The 18,868-nt window shown below is 65.2% G+C and carries 18 protein-coding genes; 7 read left to right on the forward strand and 11 right to left on the reverse strand.

The window, feature by feature from the left end; translation table 11 throughout:
• Positions 1-52 precede the first annotated feature (52 nt).
• On the forward strand, positions 53-910 hold the full coding sequence (locus HF690_RS01160) for a UDP-2,3-diacylglucosamine diphosphatase (RefSeq protein WP_113066126.1): 858 nt from the start codon (positions 53-55) through the stop codon (positions 908-910).
• A gap of 25 nt (positions 911-935) precedes the next feature.
• Here HF690_RS01160 and HF690_RS01165 read toward each other — a convergent pair whose 3' ends face one another.
• The 5 genes from HF690_RS01165 to HF690_RS01185 form a co-directional block, all read right to left on the reverse strand.
• Positions 936-1,397 (reverse strand): hypothetical protein, encoded by a 462-nt coding sequence (locus HF690_RS01165; RefSeq protein ID WP_205300768.1) that lies wholly within the window; start codon positions 1,395-1,397, stop codon positions 936-938.
• A gap of 88 nt (positions 1,398-1,485) precedes the next feature.
• A complete protein-coding gene (locus tag HF690_RS01170) occupies positions 1,486-2,064 on the reverse strand; it encodes a hypothetical protein (protein ID WP_146742361.1) in 579 nt (192 codons plus the stop codon).
• Between the two features lie 76 nt (positions 2,065-2,140).
• Positions 2,141-3,022 (reverse strand): alpha/beta hydrolase, encoded by an 882-nt coding sequence (locus HF690_RS01175; RefSeq protein WP_113066129.1) that lies wholly within the window; start codon positions 3,020-3,022, stop codon positions 2,141-2,143.
• 62 nt (positions 3,023-3,084) lie between these two features.
• On the reverse strand, positions 3,085-3,591 hold the full coding sequence (locus HF690_RS01180; RefSeq protein ID WP_168608158.1) for a GNAT family N-acetyltransferase: 507 nt from the start codon (positions 3,589-3,591) through the stop codon (positions 3,085-3,087).
• Positions 3,592-3,655: 64 nt separating this feature from the next.
• Positions 3,656-4,210 (reverse strand): hypothetical protein, encoded by a 555-nt coding sequence (locus tag HF690_RS01185; RefSeq protein WP_168608159.1) that lies wholly within the window; start codon positions 4,208-4,210, stop codon positions 3,656-3,658.
• Between the two features lie 201 nt (positions 4,211-4,411).
• On the opposite strand from HF690_RS01185, the gene HF690_RS01190 reads away from it, so the two are divergent.
• Both HF690_RS01190 and HF690_RS01195 read left to right on the forward strand, forming a co-directional pair.
• Positions 4,412-4,915 carry a hypothetical protein gene (locus HF690_RS01190; RefSeq protein WP_168608160.1) on the forward strand — a complete coding sequence of 168 codons (504 nt, stop codon included), beginning with the start codon at positions 4,412-4,414 and terminating at the stop codon, positions 4,913-4,915.
• 137 nt (positions 4,916-5,052) lie between these two features.
• Positions 5,053-5,979, forward strand: coding sequence for an SGNH/GDSL hydrolase family protein (locus HF690_RS01195; protein WP_205300769.1), 927 nt, complete (start codon positions 5,053-5,055; stop codon positions 5,977-5,979).
• A gap of 72 nt (positions 5,980-6,051) precedes the next feature.
• Here HF690_RS01195 and HF690_RS01200 read toward each other — a convergent pair whose 3' ends face one another.
• Positions 6,052-7,677, reverse strand: a complete 1,626-nt coding sequence (locus HF690_RS01200) for a S8 family peptidase (RefSeq protein WP_168608161.1) — start codon at positions 7,675-7,677, stop codon at positions 6,052-6,054.
• 334 nt (positions 7,678-8,011) lie between these two features.
• Positions 8,012-8,398, reverse strand: a complete 387-nt coding sequence (locus HF690_RS01205) for a YkgJ family cysteine cluster protein (RefSeq protein WP_113066135.1) — start codon at positions 8,396-8,398, stop codon at positions 8,012-8,014.
• Positions 8,399-8,783: 385 nt separating this feature from the next.
• Between HF690_RS01205 and HF690_RS01210 the strand changes: the two genes are divergently transcribed.
• Positions 8,784-9,680 (forward strand): GGDEF domain-containing protein, encoded by an 897-nt coding sequence (locus HF690_RS01210; RefSeq protein ID WP_168608162.1) that lies wholly within the window; start codon positions 8,784-8,786, stop codon positions 9,678-9,680.
• A 19-nt stretch (positions 9,681-9,699) separates the two neighbouring features.
• Here the strand turns inward: HF690_RS01210 and HF690_RS01215 are convergent, their stop codons facing one another.
• Positions 9,700-10,734 carry an endonuclease/exonuclease/phosphatase family protein gene (locus HF690_RS01215; protein WP_338042861.1) on the reverse strand — a complete coding sequence of 345 codons (1,035 nt, stop codon included), beginning with the start codon at positions 10,732-10,734 and terminating at the stop codon, positions 9,700-9,702.
• Positions 10,735-10,824: 90 nt separating this feature from the next.
• Between HF690_RS01215 and HF690_RS01220 the strand changes: the two genes are divergently transcribed.
• Both HF690_RS01220 and HF690_RS01225 read left to right on the forward strand, forming a co-directional pair.
• Entirely contained in the window at positions 10,825-13,227 is a 2,403-nt protein-coding gene (locus HF690_RS01220) for a glycoside hydrolase family 3 N-terminal domain-containing protein (protein WP_168608163.1), read from the forward strand.
• A gap of 111 nt (positions 13,228-13,338) precedes the next feature.
• Positions 13,339-14,094, forward strand: coding sequence for an alpha/beta fold hydrolase (locus HF690_RS01225; protein WP_168608164.1), 756 nt, complete (start codon positions 13,339-13,341; stop codon positions 14,092-14,094).
• A gap of 69 nt (positions 14,095-14,163) precedes the next feature.
• On the opposite strand, the gene HF690_RS01230 is transcribed toward HF690_RS01225, so the two are convergent.
• Positions 14,164-14,859, reverse strand: coding sequence for a DUF3011 domain-containing protein (locus HF690_RS01230; protein WP_168608165.1), 696 nt, complete (start codon positions 14,857-14,859; stop codon positions 14,164-14,166).
• Between HF690_RS01230 and HF690_RS01235 the strand changes: the two genes are divergently transcribed.
• Complete coding sequence (locus HF690_RS01235; protein ID WP_240151519.1) at positions 14,858-15,634, forward strand: protein tyrosine phosphatase family protein; 777 nt, start codon at positions 14,858-14,860, stop codon at positions 15,632-15,634. The genes HF690_RS01230 and HF690_RS01235 overlap by 2 nt on opposite strands.
• A gap of 64 nt (positions 15,635-15,698) precedes the next feature.
• On the opposite strand, the gene HF690_RS01240 is transcribed toward HF690_RS01235, so the two are convergent.
• Both HF690_RS01240 and HF690_RS01245 read right to left on the reverse strand, forming a co-directional pair.
• Positions 15,699-16,622 carry a M14 family metallopeptidase gene (locus HF690_RS01240; RefSeq protein WP_168608166.1) on the reverse strand — a complete coding sequence of 308 codons (924 nt, stop codon included), beginning with the start codon at positions 16,620-16,622 and terminating at the stop codon, positions 15,699-15,701.
• Between the two features lie 100 nt (positions 16,623-16,722).
• Positions 16,723-18,765: a sulfatase-like hydrolase/transferase gene (locus tag HF690_RS01245; RefSeq protein WP_205300770.1), complete on the reverse strand. Its 2,043-nt coding sequence runs from the start codon at positions 18,763-18,765 to the stop codon at positions 16,723-16,725.
• Positions 18,766-18,868 lie beyond the last annotated feature (103 nt).

The following is an 18,868-nucleotide window of genomic DNA, read 5'->3' on the forward strand; positions in this document are numbered from 1 at the left end:
ACCTTCGACCTCGATACTGAGACCCCGGTAGCCAGCCACCGGTGAATGCGCCATGTCCCGCACGACGTTCCGGTCCGTCTTTCTCTCCGACGTGCATCTGGGCACGCCCGACTGCAAGGCGGCCTATCTGCTCGATTTCCTGCGCACGGTGCGCTGCGAGCACCTGTACCTGGTTGGCGACATCATCGACCTGGAGGCGCTGGGTCGGCGGCGCTGGTGGCACAGCGACCACAGCGAAGTACTGCTGACCCTGCTCGACATCGCCCGCAGCGGCACCCGTGTCACCTACATTCCCGGCAACCACGATGCCATGCTGCGCGGACTGGCCGGCGAATCCTTCGGCGGCATCCGCATCGAACTGGAGGCGGAACATGTCGGCGCGGACGGCCGCCGATACCGCGTCAGTCACGGCGACGAATTCGATCCCGAGCACGTCGGCCGACGCTGGATGTTGTGGCTGGGCGAGGCCCTGCACCGCGCGATCTGCTGGACCAACCGCCGACTGCACGCCTGGCGACGGCGGCGCGCCAAGCCTTATCTGCCGTTGTCGATCATCATCAAGTCGCACATCGGCCGCGCACTGGCCTACATCCGCGCCTACGAGGCCCGCGTCGCGCAACGCGCACGCGAGGAAGGTTTCGACGGGCACATCTGCGGACACATCCATTTCGGCCATGTGCGCCGCATGGACGGTGTGCTGTACCTCAACGACGGCGACTGGGTCGAACACTGCACGGCGCTGGTCGAGGATCAGACCGGCGCCATGGAATTGCTGCACTGGAGCGAACAGGCCACGGCCCTCGGGCGCGCCAGCAGCGAGATCGTGCTGCCCTCGCCCGCCGCCGCGCTGGCGCTGGCGCCCCTAACGGCCATGCAGCGCAACCTGTCGCAGTTGCATCGCGCTGCCTGAGCGTCATCGACCGACGCCTGCGACCTCAAGGCACGAGGAGCACCTTGGCCAACATGCCGAGCACCACCACAACGGTGATGAGAATCGCCTCGATGAACTGCCAGGTCATCCAGAATCGCGCCATGGGCCGCATGGCCTGTCCGCGATGCAGATTCTGACGCTTGTAGAGCACGCTGATGTAGGTGCCGAGCACCACCGCCACGCCCACGGTAGCGGCCATCATTCCGGCAAGGTGGTACAGGCTTCCGCCCACCAGGAATGCGCCGCCCAGCGCAAGAACACGTCCGACCGCACCGTACTGCCATAACGTCGCGCTAAGCTCGGGAAGCCGCTGTGCGGCGATCTCGCTACGCCGGGCCGCGACCGCGTCCAACTCGTCCGACCCGACACCCGCGTCGAGCAATGCATCGCGCAACGCGCTCTCCGCCCAATCCGTGCGGCCGTCCCGCGCCCACTGCTCGCGCAACCCGCTGACGCTCATCTCCATGTACCGCTGGTACGCCTGCCGGCGTCGCTCAGCATCATTCATTCCGGCATCACTCATTCCTCCCCCTATTTATCCTGATGTTCGACCGTCAGCCGCCGTATTCGCTCGGAATCGGAAGGTCCGCGCGCTCGGGCTGCCAGTAGATGGTCACCACCCACCAGCGATGTCCGTCGTAGTACAGCTGGAAACTGTTGATACCGCGCTGGAACGGCTTGGGGTCGGATTTCGCATAGCGCGAGGCATAGGTGCTGAACACCTGCGCGACGGCGCCGTAGCGCTCGACACTGCGATGCGTTTCACGCTCGAAGAAGCCGTGCTCGCGCATGTACGGCCCGGCTTTTTCTGCGAAGGTTTCCGGCGTCAACGTCAATGCATGGTCGGCTCCCTGCTTGTCGCGCTGTACCGCGATCAGCCGCGCACCGGGCAGGAACAGCGACTGGAAGCGCTTCCAGTCCCGCGCCTGACCGGCCGGCCCGGAAATGACGTCGTAGACCGCGTGCATGATCGCATCCATCGACTTCACATCGGACGGCCGCGCCGCCGGCACGGCGGATGCGGCATGCGCCGGCGATGTCGCGGATTGCTGTGCCTCGGTCGGATGCGACCATGTCATGGCCAGCGCCAGTGCGCCGGTGACCATCAGTGTTCGAATCGATGCTGCCTGCATGAAAGACTCTCCCCGAAAACGGTCCCGCCACGGAACCCGCTCCCTGTGTACGCCATGACGGCGACAAAGTCCCGTGTCATTGGGCATGGGCATCGAGCAGCACACGCAGACCGCGGGTGACGCCCGCCGGGAAAACGCTGTTGTGGGTTTCCCGATCGAGCACGCGCACCGCGCCCTCGAAATGCGCGTAACCGTGCGACTGGATGCGCTTCAGCAGCGCGCGTGCGTCGTCGATCATGGCATGGCTCGGCGGCGCCTGATTTTCATAGGCGCCGATCACCATGTACACCCGCGCCGGCAGATCCTTGTGCTTCTTCGCGTACGCCGATTCGAGACGGAAGATGGTCTTGTCGTCGTACCACAACGAAGGACTGACCAGCACGTAGTTGCGGAACGCGCTGGGCTGCGTCAGCAGCACGTAGGCGCCGAACAACCCGCCAAACGAATGTCCGACGAAGGTGCGGTCGGCAGGATCGGCGCGCCAGTGTTTCTGCACGTAGGGAAACAATTCGGAGGTGATGAAACGTCGGAACGCGTGGCCGCCGCCGGAAAGTTTCTGGACCTCCGGACCGTATCCGCCCTTCAGCGTGTGCGTCGGGGTGTAGTCGCGCGTGCGGTTACGGTGATAGGCATCCATGTCCGAAATGCCGCCCGGATACGCGATGCTGACCACGATCACCGGGGGCATGTTGCCGCGATCGGCGAAGTGGGTCGTCACCGAACTCACGATCGGAAAGGCATAGTCGGCATCCAGCGTGTAGACCACGGGATAGCGCCTTTCCGGGTGCCGCACGTAACCACGCGGCAATGACACATACAACGTGTAGGTCTGGCCGTTGACGTGGCTCTTCAACGTGACGACGCGGGTGTTCGGCAACGAGAACGGCTTCGCACCGGCGTCGTGGAAGGCGAACAGCGCAACGAGGCAGAAAAGGACGACACGGATGCGGTACGGCATGGAAACTCCGAAGCAACGGCGAAAAGAAGACACCGGCCGATGCTGCGGGCGGGCCGCACAGACTAGGCAGCGGAATCCGTCTCCAGTTCGCGCAGGTAGAACAGGTTGCAGCCGAAATGACCGGTCGCGCCCATGCGGGAAGGGATGCGCCGGAAACCCGATTTCAGATACAACGCCTGCGCCCCGTCCATGCCGGTCAGCGTCTCGATGTAGCACTGACGATACCCGAGCTCACGCGCTGCCTGCAGACAGCGTTGCATCAGCGCACGCCCGGCGCCCCGGCCGCGCAGCTCCGGCAGAAAGTACATCTTGCGCAGTTCGCAGACCGCACCTTTCTCGCCCTCGAGCGCGCCGATGCCACCGCCTCCCATGACCCGGCCATCGGACTCGACCACGAAATAAGCCGACCCGGCGACCGCATACGCGGCATGCATGGCGTCCACTTCGGGATCATGGATGGCGAAGCCGGCGCCGCCGGCGCCGAACTCGGGCATCACGGTACGAATGACGTGTGCCATAGCGCGATCGTCGGCGGCGGCGATGGGGCGAATGCGGTAGGACGGGTGCATGGGGACCTGCGTGCAGCGGTACGAGTGGCGGCCGCTCGCGTTCCGCGCGCGCCGGATCCGAAGACTAACGGATTCGCGCAGTGCCTGTCCGCGTGCGCGCCGAGGACGTCGGCTGAGCCCTTGCCGGAGTCGGCACCCATGGCGTCCCGACGCGGCGGTAGATCGGACGCGAACGGAAATGCTCTCTACCGCGCGGCCCGAACGAACCTGCGTCCTGCTGCACGAGCACCAGCCGATGCCCGTCCACATGACGCCAGAACCACTGCCCCGAGGGCACCGGCTTGCTGGACACGTAGACGAACCGGGCGTCGTAGCGACCATCCGCGCGCGGCGTCGCTTCCATGCCCAGGTTGATCACGAACTGGGATGCCACGGCGCGCCCCTTGTAGTAGGCCGGCTTGGCGATCATCTCGTCGAGCGTGCTGCGCAGCAGACGGTCCATCGCCGGACGCAACGTGAACGAAGGCGCGACATCCGTCACCTTGCCCTGACTGTTCACATGCACCAGCACGGGCAGCACCCGTTGGTTGAAGTGATTGGCGGAAAAAGAGTCGGCCAGCGCGGCGCGGGAAAGCAACGCGGCGGTTACGGCCATACCTAGAAGGAGCATGCGTTTCATGGAACACCTCGCATCGTTTCGGTGGATCATGGCGAAACGACAGCACTTCGACACCTCCAAAGATAGCACAGCCCGCACGTGCTAAAACGTGCCGAGACAAGGATTTACCGGCTCACCGAATGCGATGCGCAAGGGAACTTCGGCACAACTGGCCACTCCAAGTCCCGTGTCCCCACGTTCCCGCTTTCGCCCGGAGTCGGCATGAATCTCGAACGCACGTTGCTGGCCGGCCTGGCCTGCCTGATCGCCGCTTCCGCATGGGCCCAGACGCCACCGTCGAAACCGCTCAACCTGGAACTTCCGCCGCAGGACCTGCTTCCATCCGGCGGCCGCACTGCCGCGGCCCCAGCGCATGCAACCAGCGCTGCGCACGCATCCACCTCTACCGACACCATACGCACTGGCGCGCAAGAACACACCGCGTCACAACCGGGCGTCTACTACGGCGACACCAGCGGCCAGGTCGGGCCATCGACCGCGTCCGACGACTCGCCGCACTGCGACGACGCCTCCTACAACCAACCGCAGGTCCACGGCAGCGTCGGCGCAGGCGTGATGGCCGGAAACCATGTCGACGGCTCGTATCAGAGCGGCCGCGTGAACATCACGCGCGCCTTCGGAAGCTGCGACCACCCCACCGGCGGTGTGAGCATTTCCATCGGCGTCAGCCAGGGGCATTTCGACGGACCGCACGGCCATCGTTGAGTATCAAGCGTGCAGCACCTGGCCGCATGCATGAACCGAACAACAGAGCGCGATGCAAAGGCGGTACTGCCGAGCCTGTATGCGATCATCGGGCACCCACGCGCCCGACGACACACCTCTGTCCACAAGAACCCGCCATGACGTCACCCATTCCCTCCTACCGCCCGCGAGCCGCCACGCCGCGCCTCTGCGCCGCAGTGCTTCTGTTGCTCGCGCTGCTCCTGTCAATGCCGGCGTCGGCGGCATCGCCGCAGCGCATCCTGTTCATCGGCAACAGCTTCACCTACGGCGCGCATTCGCCGGTCTGGCACTATCGCGCCGGCACCGTGCACGATCTCAACGGCGACGGTGTCGGCGGCGTGCCGGCGCTGTTCAAGCTGTTCACCCAGGAAGCGGGTCTGCACTACGACGTCAGTCTGGAAACCGATGCGGGCCAGACGCTGAAATTCCACTTCACGCACCGCGCCAACCGTTTCGACCGCGCCTGGGACCACGTGGTCATGCAGGAATACAGCACGCTCAGCCCGACCCACCCGGGTGACCCGCGTGACTTCCGCCGCTATGCCGGACGTCTTGCCGCCCTGTTCCACCGGCGCAATCCCGAGGTCGACATCCGCCTCCTGGCGACCTGGTCGCGACCGGATCAGACCTATCTCAAGCGTGGGCACTGGTACGGGCAGCCGATCCAGTCGATGGCGCGCGATCTGTACCGCGCCTACCGCAAGGTCGCCGACGGGAACCCGCAGATCGACGGCGTGATTCCGCTGGGTCTGGCGTTCAACCGCGCCATCGCCGAGCATGTCGCCGACCCCGATCCCTACGACGGCATCGCCTTCGGTCAGGTCGACCTGTGGGCCTACGATCACTACCACGCCAGCACCTACGGCTATTACCTCGAGGCGTTGATGGATTTCGGTGCCATCACCGGCAAGGACCCGCGTTCGCTGGGGCGCGGCGAGAAGGCCGCGCAGGAACTGGGCATCTCGCCCGAGCAGGCGCAGGCTCTGCAGACGGTCGCCTACCGACAGTTACAAGCGACACCGGCCCGCGACGCCCACCGCTGATTCCCACCCGCGGGCAAAGAAAACCCGGCGCATCGCTGCGCCGGGTTTTCATCTTCGAGAACGAAGACTCGGTCAGCGTGGCAAGCCGCCCGGACCGTTGCGCGTGCCGTTGACCGACGCTTCGACCGCCGCCTCGGCATCGACGATGCCCGCACCGATCGAATGATCGTAGTCACGCAGCGACATCGACGGACGCATGGCCGTCTTGCGCAGGATCGCCAACACCTGCAACGGCTTCAGCGGACGCAGACCGAGCGCCTTGCGCGCGCTCTGCATCAGCGCCACCGTGCCCGCCACATGCGGCGCCGCCTGCGACGTGCCGGCATAGCCGGAATAGCTGGTGCCCGGCGAGACCGGCGTGGTGTCGCCGTTGTTCAGTGCCTGCCAGACAAAGCCGTCGTAGGAAATCACCCCCGTGGACGGATCATCGTCCTGGAACACACCGCCACCCGGTGCGGCGATCTCCACCGCCATGCCGTAGTTGGAGTAGTACGCACGCTTACCAGTGATACCGGTGGACGCCACGGTGATGACACCCGGACAGCTGGCCGGCGAGTAGTTGCGCGCATCGTCGTTGCTGTTGCCGGCCGAGACCACCACGACTGCACCCAACTGATTGGCCACGTGCACGGCCCAACCCGTCTGGTCGTAGGTGCGGCAGGTACCGCTGCCGCCCAGACTCAGGTTGATGACGTCGGCCGGATGCTGATTGTCCGGCACCCCGTCGACATGACCGCCGGCGGCCCACACGATGGCATCGGCGATGTCGCTGCTGTAGCCGCCGCAGTGGCCCAGCACGCGCACCGGAAGAATCTTCGCGTTGTAGGCGATGCCGGCCATGCCGCGCGCGTTGTCGGTCAGTTCCGCGCCCGCCGTGCTGGCCACATGCGTGCCGTGCCACGAGCTGTCCTCGGGCGGATTGCTCGCGCTGGTACAGGCCGACAACCAGGGTTCGGTCGTGGTCCAGTCGCCCAGATCCCAGCCGCCCGGCACGCGGTCGTCGGTCGGACGTCCGGAGACGAAGGCGTCGGAAATGAAATCGTAGCCGGCGTCGGCCAGCGAGGTATCGACATCGACGTGCTCGGTGATGCCGGTATCCAGCACCGCGATCACGACGTTGGAGCCGTCGGCAATGTCCCACGCGCCGCTGACGTTGGCACCGCCATGATTGGCGTCACCGAAGTAGGTGATCGCGCCGTCCGGTGCCTTCAGGTGCCACTGATAGAACGGATAGTAGGTGTCGTTCGGCGTGAAGGTCGTCGGCTGGAACAGCGCCGGCGCCTTGATCAGCGGGTCGCGATACATCATCACGTCCGGCGTCACGTCGAGCACGGTCGGGTCGGCGGCGATCTGGTTCATCAGTGCCGCGGCCTCGTCGCGATTGAGCGCGCGCGACGTGCGTACCAGATCCGAGCCGGTTGCCAGCTTGCGCTGGAACGAAGCCGTGACCTTCGTCTTGTCCAGTCCCGCGCGGCGTACGGCACCGTTGATGCCCTGCATCATCACCGTGCGGTCGCTGCGCTGAAGGCTGCCGTTGCTGTAGGTGACGATGAAACGATGATAGGTCCCGGTATCCTTCAGCGCACTCAGGTTCACGCGCGAATTGGATACGGTCGGTGTGGCCGCATGCGCGCTGAATGCGCCTGCCACGGCAAGTGATACGAACAGGAGCGTCCTGGTCGCCAAACGCGTTCTCATGATGAATCCCCTCTCGATGCAAGGGACGGGAGCCGTGACCGGCCCCCGTCGTAGGCGGCAAACTCGTGCAACAAACCCAACGGCAAAAAAGCGCGTCGAGGCCCCCTCCCCGACGGGTCCGCAGCGGTCGTCCAGACAACTGCGCAACCGGATCTTTCACCGCCCTCGACACTAGAGAACTGGTTCACGAATTCAAGTGTGCCGCTCGCGCTACTTCAGTCGGCCGAAAACGTCACCCTCTTCATTTACCCTGCAAAAACAATTCCCTGCAGGACAAACGTCGAGACTCTATATCGTATGGCCTAGCGCGCATGGACGATGCCGTGGCATTCGGTCAGGCCATATCCGGTAGCGCCTCGGCATCCGGTTCACCCATTTCCAGCCAATCACATGGCTGCAGGGGCCGAAGACCGTGCGCCTGCCGTGCACGATCGCATTGCGAGATCGATTCACCCTGCGACCAGGAAGGCATCAGCTCGCGACAGACGGAAGGACGCTGCACGTAGATCGCACACGATGCGCTGCGGCCAACCTCCCCCTGCAATGCCACGCATCGCGGCTTGCGAAGATCGGTACCGCACATCGCCAGACGATGCGGATCGAGTTTCACGGTCAGTGCGGGCGGCACCTCGCCGCCCAGAAAGGACTCGGCCTCCGACCAGTGGAATGCAACACGATAGAACGCACAGCAGGCGCCGCAGCGCAGGCACGGGTGGCTCATTTTCAGGCATGTCGACCGCACCCCACGGCGCGGAGCGCGGCGGATTCTAGGCGCTTCGCATCGATTTGAACATCCTGCCAGGCAAACCAATTCGAAACCGCTTCGTGAACCGCAAACGACGACCCCGAATCACGGTAGACTTTTCACGGCCCCGAACGGGATTTCCGGTTTGAACACATTTTCGCGCCTGCTGACGGCGTGCATCATGCTGCTCGCATCCAGTGCGGTGTCGCTGACGTACGCCAGGCCGCCGATGCCGCCGCCTCCGCCAGGGATGCCGCCCCCGCCGGGCGCACCGCGATTCCGGCCGCCTCCGCCTCCGCCGCACATCCCGCCGGCTCCTTTGCTCGCCGCGCCGACAAGGCCCGCAGAGCACGAACCCCCGTTGCCCAGCATCGACCGTTTCATGGTCGCGCCGCCGCAGCAAACAGAGCCGCCGGTGTCATCGCCGGCACCGACGCCGAACGGCCATACCAGCGCCCGGACACTCGGCGTAATTGCGGTCCCGGCGCAATCACCCGCCACGGCGACGCCAGCGAACCTGTCCGCTGCCCATTCAACCGCGAATCGCACACCCGCATGGCTGCTGCTGGCCCTGCTGGTTCTTGCCGGAACCGGTTGGCTGCTGTGGCGGCGCAGCCACAGACTGGCGCGCGAGACCGATCGACTCGCACGCCAGCACCGGGCATTGCAGAGTATCCACAAACGCCTGCGCAACGAGTCCGAACAACTGCGTCAGCAGGCCACCAACGACCCGTTGACGGGTGTGCTGAATCGCCAGGCCTTCGCCAGCGGTCTGCGCGAGATGCTGGAGCATCTGTCGCACTACGACCAATCCGTCCATTTGATCGTACTGGACCTCGATCACTTCAAGGCCATCAACGATCGCATGGGCCACCTCGTCGGCGATCAGGCGCTGACGCTGGTCACCGGCGTCGCACACGAGCATCTGGACAGCGCGGATCTGCTGGGCCGTTTCGGCGGCGACGAATTCCTGATCGCCTGCACCGACCACGATCCCGCTTCGGCCGCCGCGCTGGCCGAAGCCATACGCGGCGCCGTCGAGACGGAAGCGGCACGGCATGAACCTCCGCTGCCCGAACTGACGTTGAGCATGGGGCTGGCGCACGCCGGACCGGACACGGGCTATTCAGCGGATGCGCTCTTTGCGCGCGCCGACGCAGCGCTGTACGAAGCCAAGCGGCAGGGACGCAATCGCGTCGTCACGGCCAGCGACGATCCTCCCGCCACTACCTCCAGGGGCATCGAGCGCCACCTTTGACTCGGCCTCGATCTCCCTCTCAATCGCCGTCGAACGCCAATATCGCCACCACCGGGAAATGGTCGGAGGGATACGCTGTCTTTTCGTGCGTGGTGACGGTATGCACTTCGCGCGGCGTGAAACCGCGCGTGAGAATCCAGTCGATCCGGCGAGCGGGCCGCCCAGTAAACCCATGGAAAGTGCCCGCCGGTCCTGTGCGGCGCTTCGCATGCATCCAAGCATCGTCCAGAGCGCGCGCGAGTCTTGCGTGCAACGCGCTGCTCGCCGCGCTGTTGAAATCTCCAGTCAGCACCACACGCGCCGTCGCCGGCAACCCGGCGATGCGCCCGAGGACCTCGTCGGCGCTGCGTCTCCGCGCCTCGACGTCCTGCTGGCGATATGGGAAATGAGTGTTGAAGTAATAGAAAACCGATCCCTCGCCACGCAGGCGGAATCGCGCCCAGGTCACCATGCGCGGATACGGTTGCCCCCATGTCCGGCTCCCCGGCACCCGCGGCGTATCGGAAAGCCAGAAGTCGCCGGACGCCAGCACTTTCAGACGGTCAATGCGGTAGAACACCCCCATGTGCTCGCCCTTGACGCCTCCTTCCCGCCCCTGGCCGAACCAGGCATAGCCCGGCAGGTGCGCGGCCATGTAGCGGCCCTGCGCCTCGGTCAGCTCCTGTGTCCCGAGCACATCCGGCCGCTGTGCCCGGATGACGCGCAATAACAGGTCGCGCCGCTTGGGCCAGACATGGACGCCGTCGCGGGCGACCGGCACACGCACATTGAACGTCATGACCCGCAGGACATGAGCCGGCGAAGCTTCGACAGAAACGGATGCCGCGAGGCTGAAAACCGCGATCAGGACAGGACCAAGAAGACGACAAGGCACACGTGGGCACTCCGAGCTGAAAAAAAGACTTCGCAACAACGACATGGATCCGCAGATCAGGCTGGAAAGCGCTTCTCCACCGGCGTGAAAAGCACATCCGGGACTGGATTTCGAAACACGGTGGCTGTCATACGGACACGGCTCCGCTACACTATGTAATCGTTTCCATAACCGATGCAAGAGCGGTTCGGGGATGCCCGAACCCGGTGGAAACGACTGTCGCCTCGCTCGGCGACTTGATGTCGGTACATGCGCACTGCTGGAGAAATGATGAAGACCCCTTCCCCATCCGCACAACGCCGCAAGGCGCCCCTGTTGAGCGCCGCGTTCGGCTGCGCGTTGACGCTATCCGCTGGCGCGCTCGCCCAGGCTCAGCCCGATGCGCCGTCGACGATCGCCACCCGGCCTTCCAACGCTCAGCTGGCCTCGCCGGCCATTGAGCGCAAGGTCGACGCACTGCTGAAGAAGATGACGCTGCGGGAGAAGATCGGCCAGTTGATGCAGTACAACGACGCCGGCTGCTCTGCCCCCACCACGGCCGACGGTGACAATCCGGCCATGGCGGCCAACCCAACGGCACAGTGCGTCGACGCCATGAAGCTGGCGGCGGACGGCGGCATGGGCTCGATGCTCAACGTGGTCGGCGCCGCGCGCACCGACAAGTTCCAGCGTGCCGCCGTGGAGAAGAGCCGTCTGCACATCCCGCTGCTGTTCGGCGCAGACGTGATCCACGGCTATCGCACCATCTATCCGGTGCCGCTGGGTCTGGCCGCATCATGGAATCCGAAGCTGGTCACGGACCTTTCGCGCATGGCGGCCAGCGAAGCCACCACCGGCGGCGTGCGCTGGTTCTACTCGCCGATGGTCGACATCTCGCGCGATGCGCGCTGGGGGCGCTCGGTCGAAGGCGCCGGCGAAGATCCCTATCTCGGCTCGGCCATGGCGCGCGCCTACATCCATGGCTACCAGGGCGACGACCTGTCCAAACCCGATCACGTAGCTGCCTCGGTGAAGCACTTTGCCGCCTACGGCGCGGCCGAGGCCGGACGCGAGTACAACACCACGGACATGTCCGACATCCGTCTGCGCCAGGTCTACCTGCCGCCCTACAAGGCGGCCATCGAGGCCGGTTCGGCCACGGTCATGAGCGCCTTCAACGCACTCAACGGCGTGCCGGCCACGGCCAACCCATACTTGCTCACCGACATCCTGCGCAAGGAATGGGGCTTCGACGGCTTCGTGGTCAGCGACTACACCTCGATCATGGAACTGACCCATCACGGCATCGCTCTGACGCCGGCCGAAGCCACGATGAAGGCCATCGAGGCCGGCACCGACGTCGACATGATGTCGCATTACTACGACACCCAGCTGCCGAAGCTGCTCAAGGAGCACAAGGTGTCGATGGCCACCATCGACGAAGCCGTGCGCCGCGTGTTGCGCGTGAAGTTCGCGCTGGGCCTGTTCCAGCATCCCTACGCACGCGGCACCGAGGTGACCCACGCCGTGCCCGCACACCGCCCGCTGGTGCGCAAGGCCGCCGAGGAATCCTTCGTCCTGCTGAAGAACGACAAGGTCGGCGCGAAACCGGTCCTGCCGCTTTCTTCCGACGTCCGGACCATCGCCCTGATCGGCCCGCTGGCCGACGACGCCAACCAGATGACCGGCGCCTGGGGCGGCGCGTACCGCAAGTCCGACGTGATCACCGTGCGCCAGGCGCTGGCCGCACGCATGAAGAAGAACGGCGGCACGCTGCTGTACGCCAAGGGCACCGACATCAAGGGCGACTCCACCGCCGGCTTCGCCGCCGCGCGCCAGGCCGCCGAAAAGGCCGACGTGGTGGTGATGGCGCTCGGCGAGTCCGGCGACATGAGCGGCGAAGCCGGTTCGCGCGCCCACCTCGACCTGCCGGGCAAGCAGCAGCAGTTGCTGGAAAGCATGGTCGCCACCGGCAAGCCGGTCGTCTTGCTGGTGTTCTCCGGCCGACCGCTGGTGCTGGACTGGGCCGCCCGGCACGTGCCCGCGATCATGGAGACCTGGTTCCCGGGCGTAGAAGCCGGCCACGCCATCGCCAACGTGCTGTTCGGCGATGTTTCGCCCAGCGGCAAGCTGCCGATGAGCTTCCCCCGCGCCGTCGGCCAGGAGCCGCTGTACTACAACCAGTTCCCCACCGGCCGCCCGCCGGGCAAGGCCGATCTCAGCAAACCGCCGCAGGGTGACACGCGCTTCATCTCGCGCTACATCGACGTACCCAACTCTGCGCTGTTCCCGTTCGGCTGGGGCCTGACCTACAGCCACTTCGCCTACTCCGGCGTGCACGTCTCACGCAGCAAGCTGCCGCTGGCGCAAGCCAACCGTCCGGGCGCAAAGAACTTGGTCACAGTGACCGCGACAGTTAAGAACACTGGCTCGCGCACCGCCACCGATGTCGCGCAATTGTACGTACGCAACCTCGGCGCCAGCGTCGAGCAGCCGGTGCGCAGTCTGAAGGGCTTCCGCCGCGTGACGCTGAAGCCGGGCGAGTCGCGCACGATCACCTTCGAACTGGGCTTCCCGGAACTGTCGTTCTGGAACATCCACAGCAAGCAGGTCGTCGAGGCGACCCACTACACCGTATGGGTAGGCGACAGCTCGCTGGCGAACAAAGAGGCCAGCTTCATCATCACGCCCTGAGGAGATGCCCGCCCTCGGAACAACGCGTTGAAGCGCTGCGTTCCGGGGGCTGCTTCTTGCGCGCCAACTGCGCTAGGGTGAGAGGCCATCGGCCCGACGGAATCCCCTCGCATGAATGGACGCACACGGCTCTACGCGCTCGCTGCCACGCTGACCTTCCTGCTGATGGGCGGATGCACAGCCGGCGGCGATATCACCCGCCCGATTCCGACCGCCTACTATCCGGCCCCGCATGCGACGCAACGCGTGGTGGTCATGCTTCCCGGTCGCGGCGACGATCTGGCATCGCTCGAGAAACGCCATGCGGCCGCGCTGATTCAGGCCCAATGGCCGGACGCCGACGTGATCCTGACCGGCCTGACCATGCCGTTCTATCGCCAGGGTCACGCACCACAGCGACTCCATGACGAAGTGATCGAACCGCTGCTCGAGGCCCATCCGAAGCGACCGGTCTGGCTGCTGGGAATCTCGCTCGGCGGCATGGGCGCGCTGCTGTACGATCGCCGCTATCCGGAGCAGGCCGCCGGACTGCTGCTGCTTTCGCCGTACCTCGGCGACCGCCCGATCCATCGCGAGATCCGCGCCGCCGGCGGACTCGAATCCTGGCGGCCCGGCCCAGCCGAGCCGATGACGGAAGCGACCTTCCAGCGCGAACTGTGGCGATACCTGCACGGCTGGGCCGACACGCCGCATCGAACGCGCACCGTCTGGATCACCTACGGCGCCAACGAACGATTCCGCAAGCCGATCACGCTGCTGAAACCCGTGCTGCCGCAGGGACATCTGCTGGAACGCCCCGGGTACCACAACTGGAATCTGTGGAAACCCGCCATCGCTCCCCTGCTTCAGCGCGCCAACAAGGACTAGCGATTCGCCGGTCTCACGCATGAAGCCGATGCCGCACGGTCTTCGACCGGGAAGATTGTGCGGTCCGGGTCAGCGAACGCGGTGATAGTAGACGCGATTGCTGCTATCGCCGACCTGGGCAGTCATGAACCCTTCCGACGTGCGCGTAAGACGGAACCGGGCATCGCTCACGTGCAGATGATCGCCACGGATCCAACCGTCGACATCCTGCCCTTCCGCCGTGGCGCGTACGCGTCCGTCCGGCTCCACCCGCAACACCACGTCGGCGTTGTAGCGATGGTTGTGTCCCAGAAACGTCCCGATTGTCCAATTGGGCACTTCCCTCGCCTCGCCGCCGCGATCATACGAGACCGACGCTTCATTCTGCTGCTGCCGATTCTTGATTACTGCACCGAGAATGGCCGCACCGATCAACGCGCCTGCGGCCACCTTGGCCGTATCGTTGCCGTGATGCTTGTCGTGGTGATGCCCGCGATAGTCATATCCGTGATGTCCACCGTACCAACTGACGCGGAACCGGCCCCGGCAACCGTTATCGACCCAAACATGGTGTCGCGTGTAGCCCCAGTCGCGACCTTGCCGACATTGTGCGCGCGATTGCCGATCGTCCAGTTGCACGCGTCCTGCGTGAGGCAGCCTGCAGGTGGTGTGCCGTCCCTTGTTGCTGGAACAAGTCACGAAGTCGTCCGCATGGGCCGTCTGTGGCACGCCGAGTGCCACAACACCAAGGCATGTAATGATCGAGGCCGAAACGAGTATGCGCATGAGTCTCTCCTGCAATGGTGGAGTGCGCCCGTTCTACTTGTCGTGCCGCTCCGCCGCCATAGGCAATCGGGGACACGTCGAAAGGCCTAGCGATGCGTTGCGACCCGCCGCAGCCCTCTCCAGACGGGCCGGCATACTCCGATTCGCGTCATCGCTCGCTGGCGGCATCTCGCCCTCGCGAAAGTCCATCCTTCACCGCAATCGGGTACGCTCGGCCTCGCACCCGATCGAATCGAACCGTAAAGGAGAACGCACCATGTGGAGAGCCCGCCTGTGCAGCGTGATGCTGCTTGCCGCGAACCTGGCGTTCGCCGGGTCCGCTGCATCGCCCTCGATCAGGAATCTGAGCCATCCGGCACCGCACCGAATGGCCTCCGGCGCCCTCGACGCAGCCGATATGCCCACGCTGCGTCAAGCCGGCGTCAAAGAAATCATCAGTCTGCGCACGCCCGAGGAAACCCCCGGATTCGACGAAGCAAAGGTCGTACGGTCCGCCGGCATGACGTACCGCAATCTGCCGATTCATGGTGCCAAGGGCCTGACGCGCGCCAATGTGGAACGCTTTGACGCATTGCTTCGCCAGGCCGGCGACAAGATCACGCTGGTGCACTGTGCATCCAGCAACCGTGTCGGCGCCATGATCGCGCTGCGTGCGGCCTGGCTGCAGCACAAGAGCCCGGCCGAAGCGCTGGCCGAAGGACAGCGCTGGGGCCTGAAGAGCCTGGCGTCGGCGGTACGCGCCAGGCTGAACGCGCCGACCACGACAGAAAACTAGCGCCATGCCATGAACGCGGATCTGTACGGACACGATCCACGTTCATGACGATCATGCGTATCTATCAGACGCCCTGCTCCAAGGCGAAGTCGATGGCCGCGCATGCTGCTGCCACCTGCGCATCGTTGCACTGTTCCGGCGTGGCGTTCGGACTGTCCGGGTACACCTCGGTCGTGGTGCGGTAGCGGGCGTCCGTGATCCCTGCACAAAGACCCAGCTTCTTCAGCGGATAGTTGATGACGCCTGGAGCGGCCACGGGCGAGCCGATGATCTCGCCGTTGGCGTCGGCCGGCGCGATGTGCGTGACCTGCGCCACCGCCTCGATGATGGCCTGCTGGAAAGCGGATTGCGGATCTTCGCTATCGCCGACCAGATAGAAGCCGTCGGGAATCTCGCCCGGCTCGTAGGCCACGCCGTCGCGCGCGGCGAGCGCCGGGCGGAATTCGGATTCATCCGTGTCCGTGGTCTCGTGCAGGTCGATATGCAGCACGAAGCGGTCTCGGTACGGCGCCACCAGGTCCAGCAGCGCGGCCGATTCCGGCGCGGGACTGTTCGCGTGGAAGGACCGATTCGGGTCCAGCGCGTAGGCGTTCCAGCGATGGATGCGCTCGTACGCCCACGGGCTGACGCACGGCACCACCAGCAGATTGATGCGATCCGCATAGGCTTCCGCACGCTGCTCCAGAAACTGCAACGCGCCATGGACGCCGCTGGTCTCGTAGCCATGCACGCCTCCCGTCACCAGCACATGCGGCCGTCCATCGCGCCAGTCACGATTGCGGACGGCGTATAGCGGATAACGGTCCGGCGCGTAGTCCAGACATCCGTACTCGGTGACGTCGAACGCGGCACGCAACGACTCGATGCGCTGCAACACGTCCTCTTCGTAGCTGCGCTGGCGGCGCTGCCGCGACAGCCACTGGGCCTTTTCCTCCGCGCCCCAAGGGCGTCCGGGCGTGCCGATCGGATACGGTGCGGGATGCGTCATGGACGACTCGTTCTCGATGGAAACCAGAGCGCGCCACTGTACCACCGCCGTCGGACGGAGGCCGCGCAAACGCGGCCCCGCCCTTCCCGCTTCCGTCTTTTCAGAGCCGACCGGTGGGATATGCGCTCGGATACGGCGACAGCAGGGTCGCCTCTTGTCGCATCAGCTCGGCATGCAGGGTCCGGGCAACCTCGACGACACGGTCCTGTGTCAGCCCCCTGGGCAGATCCTGGTCCGGAATCGGCGTCGGGAAGGTCCCGTTGTAAACGACCAGATTCACGTATTCGGTCGGGTCGACGGCCAGGTTGTACAGCTCCCACTGATCCGGGACCGGATCGGGACTCCACGGGTCGCAATACCGCACCAGCTTCCAGTCGCCCGAACGCAGCGCGCGGACATGTGCCGGCTGACACACCGGACCCGGCGTGAGGTCGGGCACAGCGCGCGGCGCCTTGCCACTACGCAGCGCTTCCACCGCAGCGGTGAACACCGCGTACTGCCGCTGCGAGTTGATGTTATGCGGATCATCGTCGCGCGGCAGCGGCTCGGTGATCATGTCGTCGGTGGCGAACAGCACGCCGAGGCGCTCACGGCCGTCGGGACCGCGGACCGGACCGCCGCCCGCATCAATCACGGCAGTCAGATCCGCGCCCGGCAGCGGCGCCGCGGGATGCGTCTTGGACAGATTGCGCCGTGCGCGTTCAATCTGCTTGTCGTCCGCACCGGCGATGCCCAGCAGCGTCGGAAGGATGTCGATGTGGCTACTCTGCGCATCGATACTCACCGGCTCGACGGCGCCGTTGTAGTGCTTCGAACTGATCACGAACGGCACGTGCACGCTTTCCTGATAGGCCCCGTGCCATTTCTCCATCATCATGCCGTGGGCGCCGCCGTACTCGCCGTGGTCGGAGGCGAACACCACCACGGTGTCGTCACGCAATCCGGTCTCCTCGAGCGTCTCCAGCACCTTCAGGATGTGCCGGTCCACCATCGAGATCATGTAGCCGTAGTACTGCAGGAAACCGGTGGCGGCGGCATCCGCGCGTTCCTGCAACTGGAAGGGAATGGGCACCGCCAGCGTCGCCTTGACCGCTTCCTCGAGTTGCTCGCCCGGATCGCCGCCCAGTTGCTCCGCCACCTGCAGTCCGGTCTTCGCGGCCAGTCCCAGCGCGACCTTGTAGGAATAATCGAACTGCGCGCGCGGCTTGTTGTTGGTCCACAGATCCTCGCCCTGTGTCGCGGACGCGGTCGCGCAGTCCTGTCGGAAACCGGCCGGATTCAGCGGAATATGGAACGTACCGTTGAGCGGCTTGGCGCTGTAGGTACCCTGCTCGGGGACCGGCACCGACAGGCCCGGCCCGTACGGTTCCTGCTCCTGCGGCGGCTCATTCGGTTGCTGCGGCGGAAACTGCGGCTTGAGCATGCGCGGCAGCGTCGGATAGGTGGCGATGTCGTGCGGATTGGTAAACGAACAGACGGCGAAGAACGGTTTCGGCGGCGGCACGGTCGAGACCTCCGGCGCCTTGGCACTGACCGTTCCGGTACTGCGCGCATAGGGCACACCCAGCGCACGGGCGCGCAGGAATGTGCAGGCCAGGTCCGCGAACTGATAGTCGCGATAGGCGCCCATGTTGTTGGTCAGCGAACCATGCGGTTCCGGCCAGGACAGCTCCCAGTCGCCGAAACCGAACCCCTGCAGTGTGTGCTCCGGCGGATCGCTCACATGCCACTTGCCGAAGTAATGCGTGGTGTAGTCGAGTTCGCGGAAGTAGTCGCCGATGGTGGGCGCGCCGTCGGCCTTCAGCCACGGAAAATTCTGCGCGTCGCCGCTCTTGAACAACCCGTCGGTCTGCGTGACACCGGTGCGCGGACCGTACTGTCCGGTCATGATGCTGGCGCGGCTGGGAATGCATGCAGACTCGGCAATGGTGTGGTCGGTGAACACCACGCCGTGCTCGCGCAGCTTGCAGAAACCGGGAAAATACTGCGCCCACTCGTTGTTGTCGGGATCGATGTCGCCGACGAAATCGAGCACCTGCTTGATGCCCTCCGCGAACCCGCCCTCGGCGCCATCCGTGCCCGGATAGCGCAGCTGGTCGACCATGATCATGAGAATGTTCGGGCGCGATCGGCGTGCATTCACGACCGCTTTCGCCTTCGATGCACCCGAGTCATCGTCGTCCGATGCGACGACCGTCTTGTCGTCCTGCATGTCATCCCCTCCGTGGTGTGAATCATCCATTGGT

It is taken from the genome of Oleiagrimonas citrea (assembly GCF_012395255.1).
In the GTDB taxonomy this organism is placed as follows: Bacteria; Pseudomonadota; Gammaproteobacteria; order Xanthomonadales; family Rhodanobacteraceae; genus Oleiagrimonas; species Oleiagrimonas citrea.

What these genes read in the sequence shown, in the direction of transcription:
- HF690_RS01205 (WP_113066135.1), bottom strand. Translation starts at nt 8,398, where the DNA reads ATGAGCCACCCGTGCCTGCGCTGCGGCGCCTGCTGTGCGTTCTATCGT.
- HF690_RS01195 (WP_205300769.1), top strand. Translation starts at nt 5,053, where the DNA reads ATGACGTCACCCATTCCCTCCTACCGCCCGCGAGCCGCCACGCCGCGC.
- HF690_RS01180 (WP_168608158.1), bottom strand. Translation starts at nt 3,591, where the DNA reads ATGCACCCGTCCTACCGCATTCGCCCCATCGCCGCCGCCGACGATCGC.
- HF690_RS01190 (WP_168608160.1), top strand. Translation starts at nt 4,412, where the DNA reads ATGAATCTCGAACGCACGTTGCTGGCCGGCCTGGCCTGCCTGATCGCC.
- HF690_RS01170 (WP_146742361.1), bottom strand. Translation starts at nt 2,064, where the DNA reads ATGCAGGCAGCATCGATTCGAACACTGATGGTCACCGGCGCACTGGCG.
- HF690_RS01230 (WP_168608165.1), bottom strand. Translation starts at nt 14,859, where the DNA reads ATGCGCATACTCGTTTCGGCCTCGATCATTACATGCCTTGGTGTTGTG.
- HF690_RS01240 (WP_168608166.1), bottom strand. Translation starts at nt 16,622, where the DNA reads ATGACGCATCCCGCACCGTATCCGATCGGCACGCCCGGACGCCCTTGG.
- HF690_RS01225 (WP_168608164.1), top strand. Translation starts at nt 13,339, where the DNA reads ATGAATGGACGCACACGGCTCTACGCGCTCGCTGCCACGCTGACCTTC.
- HF690_RS01175 (WP_113066129.1), bottom strand. Translation starts at nt 3,022, where the DNA reads ATGCCGTACCGCATCCGTGTCGTCCTTTTCTGCCTCGTTGCGCTGTTC.
- HF690_RS01220 (WP_168608163.1), top strand. Translation starts at nt 10,825, where the DNA reads ATGAAGACCCCTTCCCCATCCGCACAACGCCGCAAGGCGCCCCTGTTG.
- HF690_RS01200 (WP_168608161.1), bottom strand. Translation starts at nt 7,677, where the DNA reads ATGAGAACGCGTTTGGCGACCAGGACGCTCCTGTTCGTATCACTTGCC.
- HF690_RS01185 (WP_168608159.1), bottom strand. Translation starts at nt 4,210, where the DNA reads ATGAAACGCATGCTCCTTCTAGGTATGGCCGTAACCGCCGCGTTGCTT.
- HF690_RS01235 (WP_240151519.1), top strand. Translation starts at nt 14,858, where the DNA reads ATGAGTCTCTCCTGCAATGGTGGAGTGCGCCCGTTCTACTTGTCGTGC.
- HF690_RS01165 (WP_205300768.1), bottom strand. Translation starts at nt 1,397, where the DNA reads ATGGAGATGAGCGTCAGCGGGTTGCGCGAGCAGTGGGCGCGGGACGGC.
- HF690_RS01160 (WP_113066126.1), top strand. Translation starts at nt 53, where the DNA reads ATGTCCCGCACGACGTTCCGGTCCGTCTTTCTCTCCGACGTGCATCTG.